The 13,557-nt window shown below is 39.5% G+C and carries 14 protein-coding genes; 11 read left to right on the forward strand and 3 right to left on the reverse strand.

Features of this window, described 5'->3' with window-relative positions; genetic code table 11:
* Window positions 1–30 precede the first annotated feature (30 nt).
* On the reverse strand, window positions 31–273 hold the full coding sequence (locus P20439_RS17615; RefSeq protein WP_008468800.1) for a YdcH family protein: 243 nt from the start codon (window positions 271–273) through the stop codon (window positions 31–33).
* Window positions 274–514: 241 nt separating this feature from the next.
* On the opposite strand from P20439_RS17615, the gene P20439_RS17620 reads away from it, so the two are divergent.
* The 8 genes from P20439_RS17620 to speD all read left to right on the forward strand — a co-directional run bounded on the left by P20439_RS17620 (window position 515) and on the right by speD (window position 8,335).
* Entirely contained in the window at window positions 515–1,096 is a 582-nt protein-coding gene (locus P20439_RS17620; RefSeq protein ID WP_036934636.1) for an aminodeoxychorismate/anthranilate synthase component II, read from the forward strand.
* Between the two features lie 44 nt (window positions 1,097–1,140).
* On the forward strand, window positions 1,141–2,301 hold the full coding sequence (locus tag P20439_RS17625; protein WP_008468804.1) for an HDOD domain-containing protein: 1,161 nt from the start codon (window positions 1,141–1,143) through the stop codon (window positions 2,299–2,301).
* A gap of 369 nt (window positions 2,302–2,670) precedes the next feature.
* Window positions 2,671–3,876: an aspartate aminotransferase family protein gene (locus tag P20439_RS17630; protein ID WP_008468806.1), complete on the forward strand. Its 1,206-nt coding sequence runs from the start codon at window positions 2,671–2,673 to the stop codon at window positions 3,874–3,876.
* Window positions 3,877–3,961: 85 nt separating this feature from the next.
* Window positions 3,962–4,978, forward strand: a complete 1,017-nt coding sequence (gene astA, locus P20439_RS17635) for an arginine N-succinyltransferase (RefSeq protein WP_008108436.1) — start codon at window positions 3,962–3,964, stop codon at window positions 4,976–4,978.
* 15 nt (window positions 4,979–4,993) lie between these two features.
* The gene (gene astD, locus P20439_RS17640) at window positions 4,994–6,463 is read left to right on the forward strand and encodes a succinylglutamate-semialdehyde dehydrogenase (RefSeq protein WP_008108437.1); all 1,470 of its coding nucleotides are present in this window, start codon (window positions 4,994–4,996) and stop codon (window positions 6,461–6,463) included.
* A gap of 123 nt (window positions 6,464–6,586) precedes the next feature.
* Window positions 6,587–6,925: a DUF3802 family protein gene (locus tag P20439_RS17645; RefSeq protein WP_008108438.1), complete on the forward strand. Its 339-nt coding sequence runs from the start codon at window positions 6,587–6,589 to the stop codon at window positions 6,923–6,925.
* A 95-nt stretch (window positions 6,926–7,020) separates the two neighbouring features.
* The gene (locus P20439_RS17650) at window positions 7,021–7,434 is read left to right on the forward strand and encodes an OsmC family protein (RefSeq protein ID WP_008468808.1); all 414 of its coding nucleotides are present in this window, start codon (window positions 7,021–7,023) and stop codon (window positions 7,432–7,434) included.
* Window positions 7,435–7,522: 88 nt separating this feature from the next.
* Entirely contained in the window at window positions 7,523–8,335 is an 813-nt protein-coding gene (gene speD / locus P20439_RS17655) for an adenosylmethionine decarboxylase (RefSeq protein ID WP_008468810.1), read from the forward strand.
* Between the two features lie 62 nt (window positions 8,336–8,397).
* Here the strand turns inward: speD and P20439_RS17660 are convergent, their stop codons facing one another.
* Both P20439_RS17660 and P20439_RS17665 read right to left on the reverse strand, forming a co-directional pair.
* Window positions 8,398–9,747: a M24 family metallopeptidase gene (locus tag P20439_RS17660; protein WP_008468813.1), complete on the reverse strand. Its 1,350-nt coding sequence runs from the start codon at window positions 9,745–9,747 to the stop codon at window positions 8,398–8,400.
* A gap of 130 nt (window positions 9,748–9,877) precedes the next feature.
* Window positions 9,878–11,149 carry an aromatic amino acid transport family protein gene (locus P20439_RS17665; RefSeq protein WP_008468815.1) on the reverse strand — a complete coding sequence of 424 codons (1,272 nt, stop codon included), beginning with the start codon at window positions 11,147–11,149 and terminating at the stop codon, window positions 9,878–9,880.
* A 477-nt stretch (window positions 11,150–11,626) separates the two neighbouring features.
* On the opposite strand from P20439_RS17665, the gene P20439_RS17670 reads away from it, so the two are divergent.
* The 3 genes from P20439_RS17670 (at window position 11,627) to P20439_RS17680 (ending at window position 13,475) form a co-directional block, all read left to right on the forward strand.
* A complete protein-coding gene (locus P20439_RS17670) occupies window positions 11,627–12,424 on the forward strand; it encodes an alpha/beta fold hydrolase (protein WP_008468816.1) in 798 nt (265 codons plus the stop codon).
* A 363-nt stretch (window positions 12,425–12,787) separates the two neighbouring features.
* A complete protein-coding gene (locus P20439_RS17675) occupies window positions 12,788–13,075 on the forward strand; it encodes a hypothetical protein (protein ID WP_008468818.1) in 288 nt (95 codons plus the stop codon).
* A gap of 118 nt (window positions 13,076–13,193) precedes the next feature.
* Window positions 13,194–13,475: a hypothetical protein gene (locus P20439_RS17680; protein WP_008468821.1), complete on the forward strand. Its 282-nt coding sequence runs from the start codon at window positions 13,194–13,196 to the stop codon at window positions 13,473–13,475.
* Window positions 13,476–13,557: the final 82 nt, after the last annotated feature.

Raw genomic sequence — 13,557 nt, forward strand, 5'->3', positions numbered from 1 at the left:
TATTACTTAATAGACGCCAAGTAATAGCAATTAATTAGCAGCCGTTAATTGTTGATGTAACCAATCTTTCAATACCATTCTGTCATGCTTTAGCTGCTGCATAGCGTCGTCATCAATAGGTGAGTCTTGTAGCTCAAGTACCCGAATTTCTTTATCGATTTCTTTATATTGTTTTGCTTTGGTTGCAAAGTTTTCATCATTTGCATTGAGTTTTGCAATAGTTTGCGTGTAATCAGGAAAGTCTTTAGTTAATGAATGGTCTTCGCCTAACATAGGTTACTCCTTGCTTATACGTATTTAATACTCTGTTGAATAATGCAGGTCACTTTATTTATAGATAGTCTGTGACTGCCCAATTACTCATACAATAGAGCTTGGGCTGATTTAAAATAAATCAACCATTGCTGATTGTAAGTCGGCTATTTGTATTTGCTGGGCTGCAAAACACTGACACCTGCAAAGCCTTCAGTTAGAATATGCCTGCAATTCCTAATTACTTTGAGTACTCTATTACATGCTTTTAATGATCGATAACTACGATTCGTTTACCTACAATTTGGTACAGTATTTTCAACGATTAGATCAAGAAGTGTTGGTAAAACGTAACGACCAAATAACACTGAGCGAAATTAAACAGTTAAACCCCGATCACATTGTTATTTCTCCAGGCCCTAAAAGCCCTAGTGAGGCTGGGGTTTCGTTATCTGTGGTGGAGCAATTTAAAGGAACTTATCCTATATTAGGTATTTGCCTAGGGCATCAAACGATTGCTCAGGTACTCGGCGGGAAAGTAGTGCGAGCTAAACAGGTGATGCATGGCAAAACATCGCCAATATATCATCAGCATCAAGGTATGTTTAAAGGTTTACCTAACCCGCTGACAGTGTGCCGCTACCATTCTTTAATTGTTGAAGCACACTCATTGCCTAAAGCGCTAGAAGTCACAGCGTGGACGCAAAGCAACACTGGGCAGCGTGATGAAATTATGGGATTATTACATAACGAGCTCGCACTCGAAGGCTTGCAATTTCATCCTGAAGCAATTTTGACAGAGCAAGGCTTAGCTTTACTTGATAACTTTTTAACACGCTTCTAGGTTTATACCTGCAAGCTATTTACTTTTTCCCTAAGATAGAGCTTATGACCGACACATTGCAGCAACAGCGTATTGTTAACGTGCTACATCAACGAGCGCATGATTTGCTACTGGGTCATAGTTTTGCCAACCAGCAAATAGGCTTTATTCATACCTTAGATCTCAATGATGGTAAACCGGTTAAAAATCGTACCTTATTAGAAGTTGAAGTGGCTGCGCAGCAAAAGCGTCAACAAAAAAGCACTTCACATCAAAAGTTGCAGGCAAAAACCAGTCAAAAATTACATACGGTTATTGAGACCGTGATGGCCAAGCGCCTTGAAGACATAGATTCTGTTATCAAAGACACTATTGGCATAGATGACAATGTGCCCGCAATACTTGATATTCTTGCAACTCGTGCGGCATCGGTTGGTCGTTTAGAGCCGTTAATTAACGACTTAAATTGGCTTGGACGAGAGTTGGTTACCTTAGTTAATTTACCTTTTTATCGTAAGCAACGCAGTAAAAGTACCTCAGTCAAAGTAGACACCCCAGCACTGGCATTACGCTACGTCGGTTTAGATAACTTACAACTGGTAGTGCCTACTTTTTGTGTGCGTCACTGGATGCCACACAGCACAGCACCATTTCCGCTATTAAAGCGCAGATTAAAAGACAACACCATGTCCTGTGCCATTGCGGCGCAAACGCTTGCTCAACTTAATGGGGTAAACCCCATGCATGCATTTACCCTGGGCATGTTACTGAATGTGGGGCAAATTGCTTTAGTACGTTTATATTTAAAAGTGTTTGATCAGGTATGGCAACGCAAAGTACAGCGTGCTCGTGAAGAAGGTGACAAAAACCTACATACCGCGTTATTGGAGTTAAAGCCCGACCCGCTATTTTTAACGACACTGCTGAATGAAAAATCATTGCTTGTTAGCGCTAAGGTGATTGAGAGCATGTCATTTAAATATTTGCCGTTTGACAGTGTTATGCAGCAGTTAGTGAATGGAGTAGCAAAGGGCGATAGTTTATTGCCATTAGCGCAAGTAATTTTAAAAGCGCGTTGTTACTCTCAATACTTAAATTTAAAAGAGCACCAGCTTATTGAAGACGATGAATTACAAAGCTGGTTTAGCTATTATCAGTTCACTAAAAAAGAGTTAGATACCTTACAAACGGGTAATTTTACTAATTTGGCACTGCAAATTGATTAAATCTGTTAATTTTTTTGCGACTATTCATTCACTTTAATTCTACTTCCTCATGTGCTGTTGGTTTATAAGCGCCATGCCTTTTTCGTTGTAGAGGCGCTTACTAAGGTAAGCATTTGTTATTTTTAGCTGCCAAATAGTTATTCACTATCTATGAAATAATATCTTAAGCCCTTTATTTTAAAGGGGTACATGAAAGTTTTTGAAGAGACATAACCCCAAATTTCTGAAATAATGAGCGCCTGAAAATTGAACCACAACGTAGTTTCAGGCAAATATAATCGTATTAATTTTGCCCACCTATTTGGTTATTAACAATAATCACACCCCTATTCTACTGCTTTGTGATGCACACAATTAAGAGGAAATAAAATGACAGTCAATCGCGAATTATTTGATCACGTAATGGTTCCTAACTACGCACCTTCAAGCGTAATTCCAGTTCGAGGCGAAGGCTCTCGTGTATGGGATCAACAAGGACGAGAGTTTATCGACTTTGCTGGTGGTATTGCCGTTAACTGTCTTGGCCATTGCCATCCTGCATTAGTAGGTGCATTAAAAGAGCAAGGCGAAAAAATTTGGCATTTATCAAATGTAATGACCAACGAGCCAGCATTGCGTCTAGCTAAAAAAATGGTTGATGCGACCTTTGCAGAAAAAGTTTACTTTGCAAACTCAGGCGCAGAAGCAAACGAAGCGGCACTTAAATTAGTACGTCGTTTTGCGCTTGATAAATTTGGCGCAGAAAAATCGCAAATTATTGCTTTTAACAAAGGTTTTCACGGTCGTACCTTCTTCACGGTTACTGTAGGCGGTCAAGCGGCTTACTCTGACGGTTTTGGTCCTAAGCCTGGTGATATTGTTCATTGTGACTACAATGATCTTGCCGCATTTGAAGCACTGATCAGTGACAATACCTGTGCAGTAATGATGGAGCCAATTCAAGGTGAAGGCGGTATTATCTCGCCAACTGACGAATTTGCACAAGGCGTTCGTGATTTATGTACTAAGCACAATGCACTGCTTATTTTTGATGAAGTGCAATCAGGTGTTGGTCGTACAGGTGAGCTTTACGCATACCAAGGTTTAAACGTAGTTCCTGACATTTTAACCTCAGCAAAAGCACTCGGTGGTGGTTTCCCAATTGGCGCCATGCTAACAACCACTGAAATTGCACAGCACCTTAAAGTAGGTACTCATGGTTCTACTTACGGCGGTAACCCACTAGCTTGTGCTGTTGCAGAAGCCGCATTTGATACTGTGAATAATCCAGAAGTATTAGCGGGCGTTAAAGCAAAAGCGGCGTTATTTACCGAGCTACTTAATGCGATCAACGAAAAGTACCACGTATTTAGTGAAATTCGTGGCCAAGGTTTATTAATCGGTGCCGTAGTAAATGAGCAGTACAAAGGACGCGCTAAAGAGTTTTTAGTTGCGGGTACTGAGCATGGCTTAATGTCACTTGTGGCAGGTGCTGATGTGGTTCGTTTTACTCCATCTTTGGTAATACCAGAAGCTGATATTCGCGAAGGTATGGCACGCTTTGAAAAAGCAGTAGCCCACGTTGTAAATGCGTAATCGCTAATTTAACTTCTCTAAGGGCAAACATTGTTTGCCCTTGCAGTTCCTATTTACCGTTATATATAAGGGAGTAAGCGGATTCATGATGATCCTTCGCCCAATCCAAAAAAGTGATTATGCAGCTTTAGTAACCATCGCCGACGAGTCGGGACATGGCTTTACTTCTTTACCTAATAACGAAGAGTTATTACAAAAGAAGATTGCACATTCTGTTAATTCATTTACAAAAACCACGTCACAACCCGGTGATGAAGGGTACTTATTTGTACTTGAAGACACTGAAACTGGCGAAGTAGTTGGTACTTCAGGTATTGAAGCGGCAGTTGGCTTAGATGACGCATTTTATCATTACCATTTGAGTAAAGTGATTCACTCTTCGCGCACGCTAGATGTATATAAAGCGGTAGATATTCTCACCCTTTGTAACGACTACACTGGGGCTACAGAGCTGTGTACACTGTTTTTAAAAGACGGTTATCGTAAAAACTGTAACGGTAAGCTGCTTTCAAAAGCACGCTTTATGTTTATAAAACAACATCAGCAACGCTTTGCACAAACCGTTATCGCAGAAATGCGTGGCGTATCTGACGAAAACGGCAGTAGCCCATTTTGGCAATGGCTTGAAGAACACTTTTTCTCAATGGATTTCCCAACTGCAGATTATCTGACGGGAATCGGGCAAAAAGTGTTTATTGCTGAGTTAATGCCTAAATACCCAATTTACGTCAATTTATTGAGTAAAGAAGCGCAAGCGGTCATTGGTCAAGTACACGATAATACGCGCCCAGCTATTCAGTTATTAAAAAGCGAAGGCTTTACCTTTAATGGTTACGTTGACATTTTTGATGCGGGTCCAACCGTTGAAGCAAAAGTAGATAACATTGCCACCATTCGTAATGCACAAAACTTTAGTGTTGAAATTGGCGAGATGACAGGCGATACCATGGTATTACTAGCCAATGATAAGCTTGAAGACTTTAGAGCAACCGTAGCGCCAATGGCATTTGATTCGCGTTCTAATAGCCTGGTGCTTACGCAAGAACTTGCTGATGCATTACATTTAAAATCGGGCGATTTTGTTACTGCTACCCCAGTTTAATTTAGGAGAAAGTATATGACTCATCCTGCACAATTTATTAATGGTCAATGGTCACAAGGCCAAGGCACAGAATTTAATTCAGTTAACCCTGCAAATAACGACGTTATTTGGCAGGCATCAGCTGCAAGCGCAGAGCAAGTAGACAGCGCTGTAGCATCAGCACGTGAAGCATTTTATAGCTGGGCTGATAAAAGCTTTAGTGAGCGTTTAGAAATTGTAAAAACCTTTGCTGCAACATTAAAAGAGCACAGCGAAGAGCTAGCGGTTGCTATTGCACAAGAAACAGGTAAACCACTTTGGGAAACACGTACTGAAGCGGGCGCTATGGTAGGTAAAATTGCCATTGCTGAAAAAGCATTTTTAGATCGTACAGGTGATGTTGAAAACGCCATGCCGCAAGGTCGTGCGATGATCCGTCATAAGCCACATGGTGTTGTTGCTGTATTTGGTCCTTATAATTTCCCTGGGCACTTACCAAATGGCCACATTGTACCTGCACTTTTAGCTGGTAATACTGTGGTATTTAAACCCTCTGAACTTACACCTATGGTGGCTGAGCTAACCCTTAAACTATGGGAAAAAGCCGGTTTACCAGCAGGGGTTATTAACTTAGTACAAGGTGAAGTAGAAACAGGTAAAGCATTGGCGTCACACAAAGGCATTGATGGTTTATTCTTTACTGGGTCTTCACGTACGGGTCATATTTTACATGAACAGTTCGCAGGTCAACCAGGCAAGATTTTAGCGCTTGAAATGGGTGGTAATAATCCGCTAATCGTTAAAGATGCAGAAGATACTCTCGCTGTAGTGCATGATATTGTGCAGTCTGCGTTTATCTCAAGCGGCCAACGTTGTACGTGTGCGCGTAAACTGTTTTTACCAACAGGTGCTAAAGGCGATGAAATTTTAGCGCGTTTAATTACAGCGACTAAAGCAATTAAAGTTGGTAACTACGACGACGCTGACCAACCATTTATGGGCTCAATGATATCAGCGGCCGCAGCGGCTGGTATGGTTAAAGCACAAGATGAGCTAAAAGCCATGGGTGGAGAAGTATTAGTTGAGCTTGAACACACAGCAAATACTGGTTTTGTTACACCGGGTATTATTGAGTGTACAAATATTAATGACTTCCCGGATGAAGAGCATTTTGGTCCGCTTCTAAAAGTATTCCGCTTTGACGATTTTGACCAAGCGATTGATAAAGCAAACGACACTAGCTTTGGTTTATCAGCAGGTTTACTAAGTGATAACCAAGCTGATTACGATCATTTCTTACGCCGTATTCGTGCGGGTATTGTTAACTGGAACCGCCCAATTACAGGTGCATCAAGTGCTGCACCGTTTGGTGGTATTGGTGCCTCAGGTAATCACAGAGCAAGCGCTTATTACGCTGCCGATTACTGTGCATACCCTGTTGCTTCTGTGGAACTTGAAAAAGTAACCATGCCGGCAACATTAAGCCCAGGCTTAAAAATAGATTAAGTACGACTTAATTAGTATAAAAGCAGCTTCGGCTGCTTTTTTTGTATTGCAATCTCACAAAGCTAGCAATTATCAGTGCTTTCTGCTTAAATTAAGCATCAGTAATTGCGAGGTAAATAAACGATGGTTTTAAACAGGCAAGGGTACGATGATTTAATAATGTACCTAACTCAGAATTTAGCGATGTTTGAGAAACCAGGCGAAATAAAGCCCGGCGCACCAACCGTTATTGAGTTAATTGAAGATGTCATTGCCGAAAATGTGATACTCATTTGCCAACAGCATCCTGATCTTTCTACTGAGCAACGTAGCCAAATTGTACGCGAAGTTGATGGTATTGTTTACGATTTACAAGAAGTACTTAGTAGTGTGACTTCCCACACTGTTACAGTCGAACAGCATGCTTTTATTGACGAGTTTGCTGGGCTAGTCAAAAACTTATTTGATAACGCAATTAATTAATAGTCCCCCTTTAAAAACCACGCTTTATTCGCTATTTAATTTTAAATGCGCGTGAGTGTCTGCGTGTTATGAATATAAATTATTGAGATAAAACAATGCAAGCAAATGTAAAATGGGTTGAAGGTAATACGTATATAGGTCGCTCTAACAGCAACCATAATGTGGTATTTGATGCGGGCAGTGATGGAGCTGCACCGAGTCCAATGGAAATGGTACTGATGTCTGTGGGTGGTTGTTCGTCGGTTGATGTTGTTAGCATTTTAAAAAAAACCAAACAAGACTTCTCATCCGTTGATGTGCAGTTAACTGCTGAGCGAGCAGAAACAGCCCCGCGGGTGTTTACAAAAATTAATTTACACTTTGTTGTAACTGGTAATGATGTCTCTGAAAAACACTTAGAACGAGCGGTTTCGCTTTCCGCTGAAAAGTATTGTTCTGTTGCATTAATGCTTGATAAAACAGTAGAAATTACTCATAGCCACGAAGTTGTTCAAGAACAGGGAAAATAACGCTTTTTCCGTGAGTGAAATTCGTATAAAATCCGCGAACTTTTCATTCTGCAGGTGCAGATTTCACTAATTTATAGGTTGGTTTATTATGAACAAACCCTTCGATAAACTTAAACTTCATGGCTTTAATAATTTAACCAAAAGCTTAAGCTTTAGTATTTACGATATTTGCTATGCAAAAACAGAGCAACAACGTAAAGAATACATAGAATATATCGATGAGCAGTATAGTGCAGATAGACTAACCGACATTTTAGGCGATGTGGTTGATATTATTGGTGCCAATATATTAAACGTTGCACGTCAAGATTACGAGCCACAGGGTGCCAGCGTAACTATTTTAGTTTCAGAAGAGCCGGTAGAAGAGCAGCAAAATTATGATGCTGATGAAGCGCCAGGGCCATTACCTGACTCAGTGGTTGCACACCTTGATAAAAGCCATATATGCGTTCATACATACCCTGAAGCACACCCTGATGATGGCATTTGTACTTTCCGTGCGGATATTGAAGTATCAACCTGTGGCATTATTTCACCACTTAAAGCGTTAAACTTCTTAATTCATAGTCTTGAGTCTGATGTGGTAACGATTGATTACCGTGTACGTGGCTTTACCCGTGATGTAAATGGCGTTAAACATTACATTGATCATGCAATTAACTCGATTCAAAACTTCATGACAGAAGATACCAAAGAAGCGTACCAAATGATGGACGTGAACGTGTATCAAGAAAATCTGTTCCACACCAAAATGATGTTAAAAGAAACCGACTTAAACACCTATTTATTTGGTATTTCTACAGATGATTTGTCAGATGACGAAGAAGAAGAAATTCGTTCAAAACTGACGCGTGAAATGCAAGAAATATTCTATGGCCGTAATCTGCCAGATACAGAATAATAGCAACGCATTAAATAAAAATGGCGCTCATTGAGCGCCATTTTTATATGTGTTGTTTAATGTTACTTAACGAGTAATAACTCGGTTTGTCGGCCATTGAGATACCACACACCTGTTTTATCAAACATGGCGTCTTCTTCTAGCATTATTCTTATTTCTTTATTCCACGGTTTTATAAACACCGCATTGTTAAGCTCAATAGAATATGCCGTGTTTAAATGCAGCGGGTAATCGCCATCCCCCGGTACACCTTGCTGAGCATCCCACATACCTAATGTAGTGCCAGCTGCATGACCATGATAGCCAAGCGGGTGAGTATAAATAGTGGGCTTTAACCCCTGTGCAATGGCTTTTTCACGGGCGGCTTTTAAAACCTGATTACCTGTTTTACCAGCTGTAAATTCAGCTGTAAATTCAGCTGTAAAAATGTCTTGTAGCTTATTACCCTTTTTTAACGCATCAACTAGGTAATCGGGAGCTTTTGTCTCGCCTGGTTTTAAAACATACGCGTGTTGTTGAGTGTCGGTATTTAAGCGCAAATAATTAATGCCAAAATCGACATGTAATAAGTCGCCTGCTTGAATAACATTATCGGCATAGCCGTTGGTAAAGCTGTCTTCATGGTCGAACGATTTGCTGTCGGCGCGTTGTATTGCAATGCTAGGATGAAACCACGTTTGCAGCTTAAGCTCCCTTACCCGCTCTCTAAACCACCACACTAAATCGTCGCTGGTTGTCTCTCCAACCGTAATGGTATTACTGGAGAATCCCTCAGCAATAATATGATGGGCAATAGATACAATATGCTTATACATATCTACTTCTTCGGGAATACGTTGTTCAAGCCATGAAACAGCCAGCGGCTCGGCTGATATTATTTTGCTTTGATATGGTTTAGGTAGGGTAGACATTAATTGTTTATAATCGCCCAGTACCAAGCCATCGGCATGAGCCCAGTCTGTTGATGTATTAAGGGCAATATTTCGTGGTTGGTATTGCTCAATTAGCTCATTAAGTGCGCGCCACTGATTGGGCTGTGCTTGCTTATCCCAGGCCTTTTTAAAGATGCTTCCTATTTTGTAAGGTGCAATTGCAAAGGCGTCAACACCGCCTTGTTTGTTAACTGCAAATAATAAAATAGTGGTGCGCCTTGCCGAGAGCCATGTAGCAGGCAGCATGGTTTTTAATATCGGGTCTTCATTATATTCGCGGCTTATCATTAGCCACATATCTATATTGTGTTGCTGCATTAATGTGGGCAATAACGTTTTAATACGTTTTTCGGTAATGCTATCGATAAACGCGGCCCTTTCCTTCATTGATAAAATAGTAGGAGGCTCAGCGGCTTTAATTACAGGGCTAAGGAGTATGAGTATAAAAGTGAGTAAAAAAACGCATTTATTGTTTTGCATAGTTGGCTTATTTTTAGGCGAATATATAAGCTAACATTGCACAATCAACAATATAAACAAAGCATTTGCGATAAACCGCAGGCATAAAAAAACCCAGCAAAATGCGCTGGGCTTTTGTAATAAATACTGCTTAGCTAAGCATGCTGTACAGTAACGCACACACTGCTAATGAACCAACAGCCAGTACAAATAAGGTACTTAAACGGTTACGGTATTTTTGTAAGCTAGGCACTTTATAAACTGCAATCATTGGCATAATGAATAAAATCATCGCAATGATTGGGCCTGATAACTGATCCATCATATCTAGTATGCTTGGGTTTTTAACCGCGCAGAACCAAATAGCGAAAAACATCAGTACCGCACCCACTTTATCAGCCACTTTAGGGCTCATGCTTGAGTGTTTAGTCACTAACCCAGTAAAGCTTTCGCGTGCCCCTAAAAAGTGGCCTAAAAACGACGACATTATCGCAATAAAGGCAACCAAAGGCCCCAGCGTTGCAATAAATGAGTTTTCTGTAATATTAGCCAAGTAAGATAAAACAGAGACGTTTGCCGCTTTTGCTTCAGCCATTTGGTCACCGGTAAGCGATAACACACATGAGAACACAAATAACAAAACAAAGGTAATCAGTAATAAGCTGGTACGTTTTAGAATTGCTTCAGACTTAGACGTTGCTAGGTCACCATAGTGACTGCGTTGCTTATTAACAAAGCTTGAAATAGCCGCTGCATGGCTAAACGAAAATACAATAATAGGAATTGATAACCATAGTGTTTTACTAAAGCTACCTAGCTCAGGCAAGGCTGTATCGGGCATTTGCCAGCTTGGGATTAAATACAGAGACAAAAAGAACAAAATACCCACAAGTGGATAAACTAAAATAGCAAAGGCGCGCAGCATTAAGCGTTCACCGCCCATCATTAAGCCAATCATTAGCGCAACTAAAATACCCGATAAAACAACGCGTGACGGCGACTCCATCCCTAATTGATTGACCATAAAGCTGTCTACCGTATTGGTTAAGCCGACACCGTAAATAAGCAAAATGGGGAAAATCGATAAAAAGTATAACAAGGAGATCAGCCGACCCGCGTTTACGCCAAAGTGTTCTTCTACTACATCAGTAAAATCAGCCTCTTTATTTTTTGACGATAATACAAAACGCGCCAAACCACGGTGTGCCAAAAAGGTCATAGGAAAGGCTAAACACGCCATAATAATCAGCGGCCAAAAACCACCAATACCAATATTAATCGGTAAAAATAAAATACCAGCACCCACTGCGGTGCCAAAAAGGCTCAGTGTCCACTGCGTATCATGCAGGTTCCATTTTGATTTAGACGTGTGTGCGTCTTGTGCTGGTGCATTTGAAAGCGTTGCACCTTGAGATGTTGTCATGTGTGTGTATCCATTATTTATCATAATAATTGCGCCGAAGAATATAGTTTTTAACCACACATTTCATGTGTTTTTATGTCGTGGATATAAATTTGTTGTAGCGTATTAGTTACTGACTGTCACGAATATGAAACAGTGCTCAAAAGGCAAGCAATTAGCGCGGGAATATGCCGCGAAATGAGTGAATAATCAGCATGATTGGTGTGAAAGGCGGGACATACAATCTGAAAAGTTATTTTCAAGTCAATGTGTACTTGGTATAGATTAACTCAGTGAATGATTGATAAGTGTACTTATGAGAATTGAGAATGCTTGCTCACTTTCTTGGCCAGTTAATTTATAGCTAACAACTCAAAACGGGTTTTATCCTGTAATATTGAAGCCATTAATAGGAACTTCATAAGAGATTTTTTCTAAACTCGGTTATACTTTCTACAATTTAATAAGCCAAATGAAGTAAATAGGCCGCTAATTGCAATGAGCAAAGACATTCTTTTCCATACTATTTTTGTGCACGAAACCAGTAAAACATGGGTTGTATTTGTCCATGGCGCAGGGGGTAGTTCGGCAATCTGGTTTCGTCAGCTTAAAGCTTATAAAAAAGAATATAATGTGTTGTTGCTTGATCTTCGTGGTCACGGTAAATCTAATGATCTATTACAAAACTTTGTTGATAATAATTACTCATTTAATAATGTCTCTAAAGACATTATCGATGTGTTAGATCATAACAATATCACCAGCGCACACTTTGTTGGTATTTCATTGGGCACAATTCTTATTCGAAATATTGCAGAAATCGCCCCGCAATATGTTTCTAGCATGGTGCTAGGCGGAGCTGTTACTCGTTTTAACACTCGTAGTAATACCTTGGTTTATTTAGGCAATACCTTTAAACACTTGTTGCCTTACATGTGGCTGTATCGTTTATTTGCTTTTATTATGATGCCGAAAAAGCGTCATAAAGAGTCTCGACTTTTGTTTGTTCGTGAAGCAAAACGCTTGTGCCAAAAAGAGTTTATAAAATGGTTTAAATTAGCCATGGACGTAAATCCTTTAATGCAGTATTTCAAAGAAAAAGACATTGATATACCCATTCTTTACATTATGGGTAAAGAAGATCACATGTTCCTTGGCCCGGTTAAAGAAATGGTTAAGCGTCATAAAAATAGCGTATTGCAAACTATTCACCATTGCGGCCATGTTTGTAACGTAGAACGCCCAGACTTATTCAATCAACACTCGCTTGCTTTTATAGCACAGCAAAATCGTTAGGGGTTACCGCCTTTAAAAATCGTTCGATTAATGGTAGGTAATTAGAAAAACTTATAACCGATATTACTAGCAAACTGGAGTAGGTCATTCTTTTGGACTTTTATCGAAAACTAAAAACAAGGCCTTACTCCATGTCATGCTTTTTTACACATAGTAGAATACCTCGCTTAAATATAATTGGTAATCATTTACACAGTTTGCTACTAATAGATGTTCACAAAATAAGAACGCGCTCATGTGAACTATAAGGGTGTAATTTGAGCAAGTTACTAGAATGCAGGGAAGTGTGTGAGAATATGTTTAGTTTTAATATCATTACTTCTTAATGGGTGCTCTCCAATTTGGGAGGAGCAACCTTATAAAGTGTATTACATTGATGATACCAAAAGGTTAGGTTACAGCCTTGGTCAGGGCGCATATATTGGGCGACTCGATGAACTAATAAATATTAAATCTAACGAAAAATATATTTCGGCTTATGCTTGTCCGAATAATGTTTGTGCTTTTTACTATATTGATAAAGTCAAAGATAACAAGTTTGCTGAACACAACGAATTTGTTTATGGACCATACACAAAAGCTCAATTTTCAGCGATAACTAAAAAATTAGGGTTACCGACTATAAATTCCATCGCTAACAACGCAATTTAATAAAGGCTAAAAACTTTACTTAGATTTTCACAGGCTACAACACGTCCAAATCTTTTAACTAAAACGCCTATTAAGGTTTATAAATAAAGAACTTAAAGAACAAATAAAGGCGGTCAGTATGGATAAAAAGAAAGCCATTGTTATATTATTCGGTATTTTATGGTTTGTGTTAGGAGCTACTTTTTTCATAGGTTTTGAGTCAGTAGAAAAGTTGTTGTTTTGCGTGTTTGTATTTTTCTTTTGTTATAGATATATCTATGCATTTATATTAAAAAGAAGTATTTATGCACCATATACCGGTGAGGAAATTTCTCCTACTGAAGGTAATTTAATAAAGCGGCTCTTTATGCTGATTATAGGCATCGGTGCGTGTACCTATTTTACTTTCTTTATCTCTTAAAAAGCATACTTGACCAAAAGCCTGAACAAACCCTAATAGAAAAGGTTATATTATCACTTGGTATGTTCATAACCTTGCTGTG

The organism is Pseudoalteromonas sp. BSi20439 (assembly GCF_000241165.1).
Classification (GTDB): Bacteria; Pseudomonadota; Gammaproteobacteria; order Enterobacterales; family Alteromonadaceae; genus Pseudoalteromonas.

Coding starts and splice junctions, on each gene's coding strand:
- P20439_RS17615 (WP_008468800.1), bottom strand. CDS start 273: ATGTTAGGCGAAGACCATTCATTAACTAAAGACTTTCCTGATTACACG.
- P20439_RS17620 (WP_036934636.1), top strand. CDS start 515: ATGCTTTTAATGATCGATAACTACGATTCGTTTACCTACAATTTGGTA.
- P20439_RS17625 (WP_008468804.1), top strand. CDS start 1,141: ATGACCGACACATTGCAGCAACAGCGTATTGTTAACGTGCTACATCAA.
- P20439_RS17630 (WP_008468806.1), top strand. CDS start 2,671: ATGACAGTCAATCGCGAATTATTTGATCACGTAATGGTTCCTAACTAC.
- astA (WP_008108436.1), top strand. CDS start 3,962: ATGATGATCCTTCGCCCAATCCAAAAAAGTGATTATGCAGCTTTAGTA.
- astD (WP_008108437.1), top strand. CDS start 4,994: ATGACTCATCCTGCACAATTTATTAATGGTCAATGGTCACAAGGCCAA.
- P20439_RS17645 (WP_008108438.1), top strand. CDS start 6,587: ATGGTTTTAAACAGGCAAGGGTACGATGATTTAATAATGTACCTAACT.
- P20439_RS17650 (WP_008468808.1), top strand. CDS start 7,021: ATGCAAGCAAATGTAAAATGGGTTGAAGGTAATACGTATATAGGTCGC.
- speD (WP_008468810.1), top strand. CDS start 7,523: ATGAACAAACCCTTCGATAAACTTAAACTTCATGGCTTTAATAATTTA.
- P20439_RS17660 (WP_008468813.1), bottom strand. CDS start 9,747: ATGCAAAACAATAAATGCGTTTTTTTACTCACTTTTATACTCATACTC.
- P20439_RS17665 (WP_008468815.1), bottom strand. CDS start 11,149: ATGACAACATCTCAAGGTGCAACGCTTTCAAATGCACCAGCACAAGAC.
- P20439_RS17670 (WP_008468816.1), top strand. CDS start 11,627: ATGAGCAAAGACATTCTTTTCCATACTATTTTTGTGCACGAAACCAGT.
- P20439_RS17680 (WP_008468821.1), top strand. CDS start 13,194: ATGGATAAAAAGAAAGCCATTGTTATATTATTCGGTATTTTATGGTTT.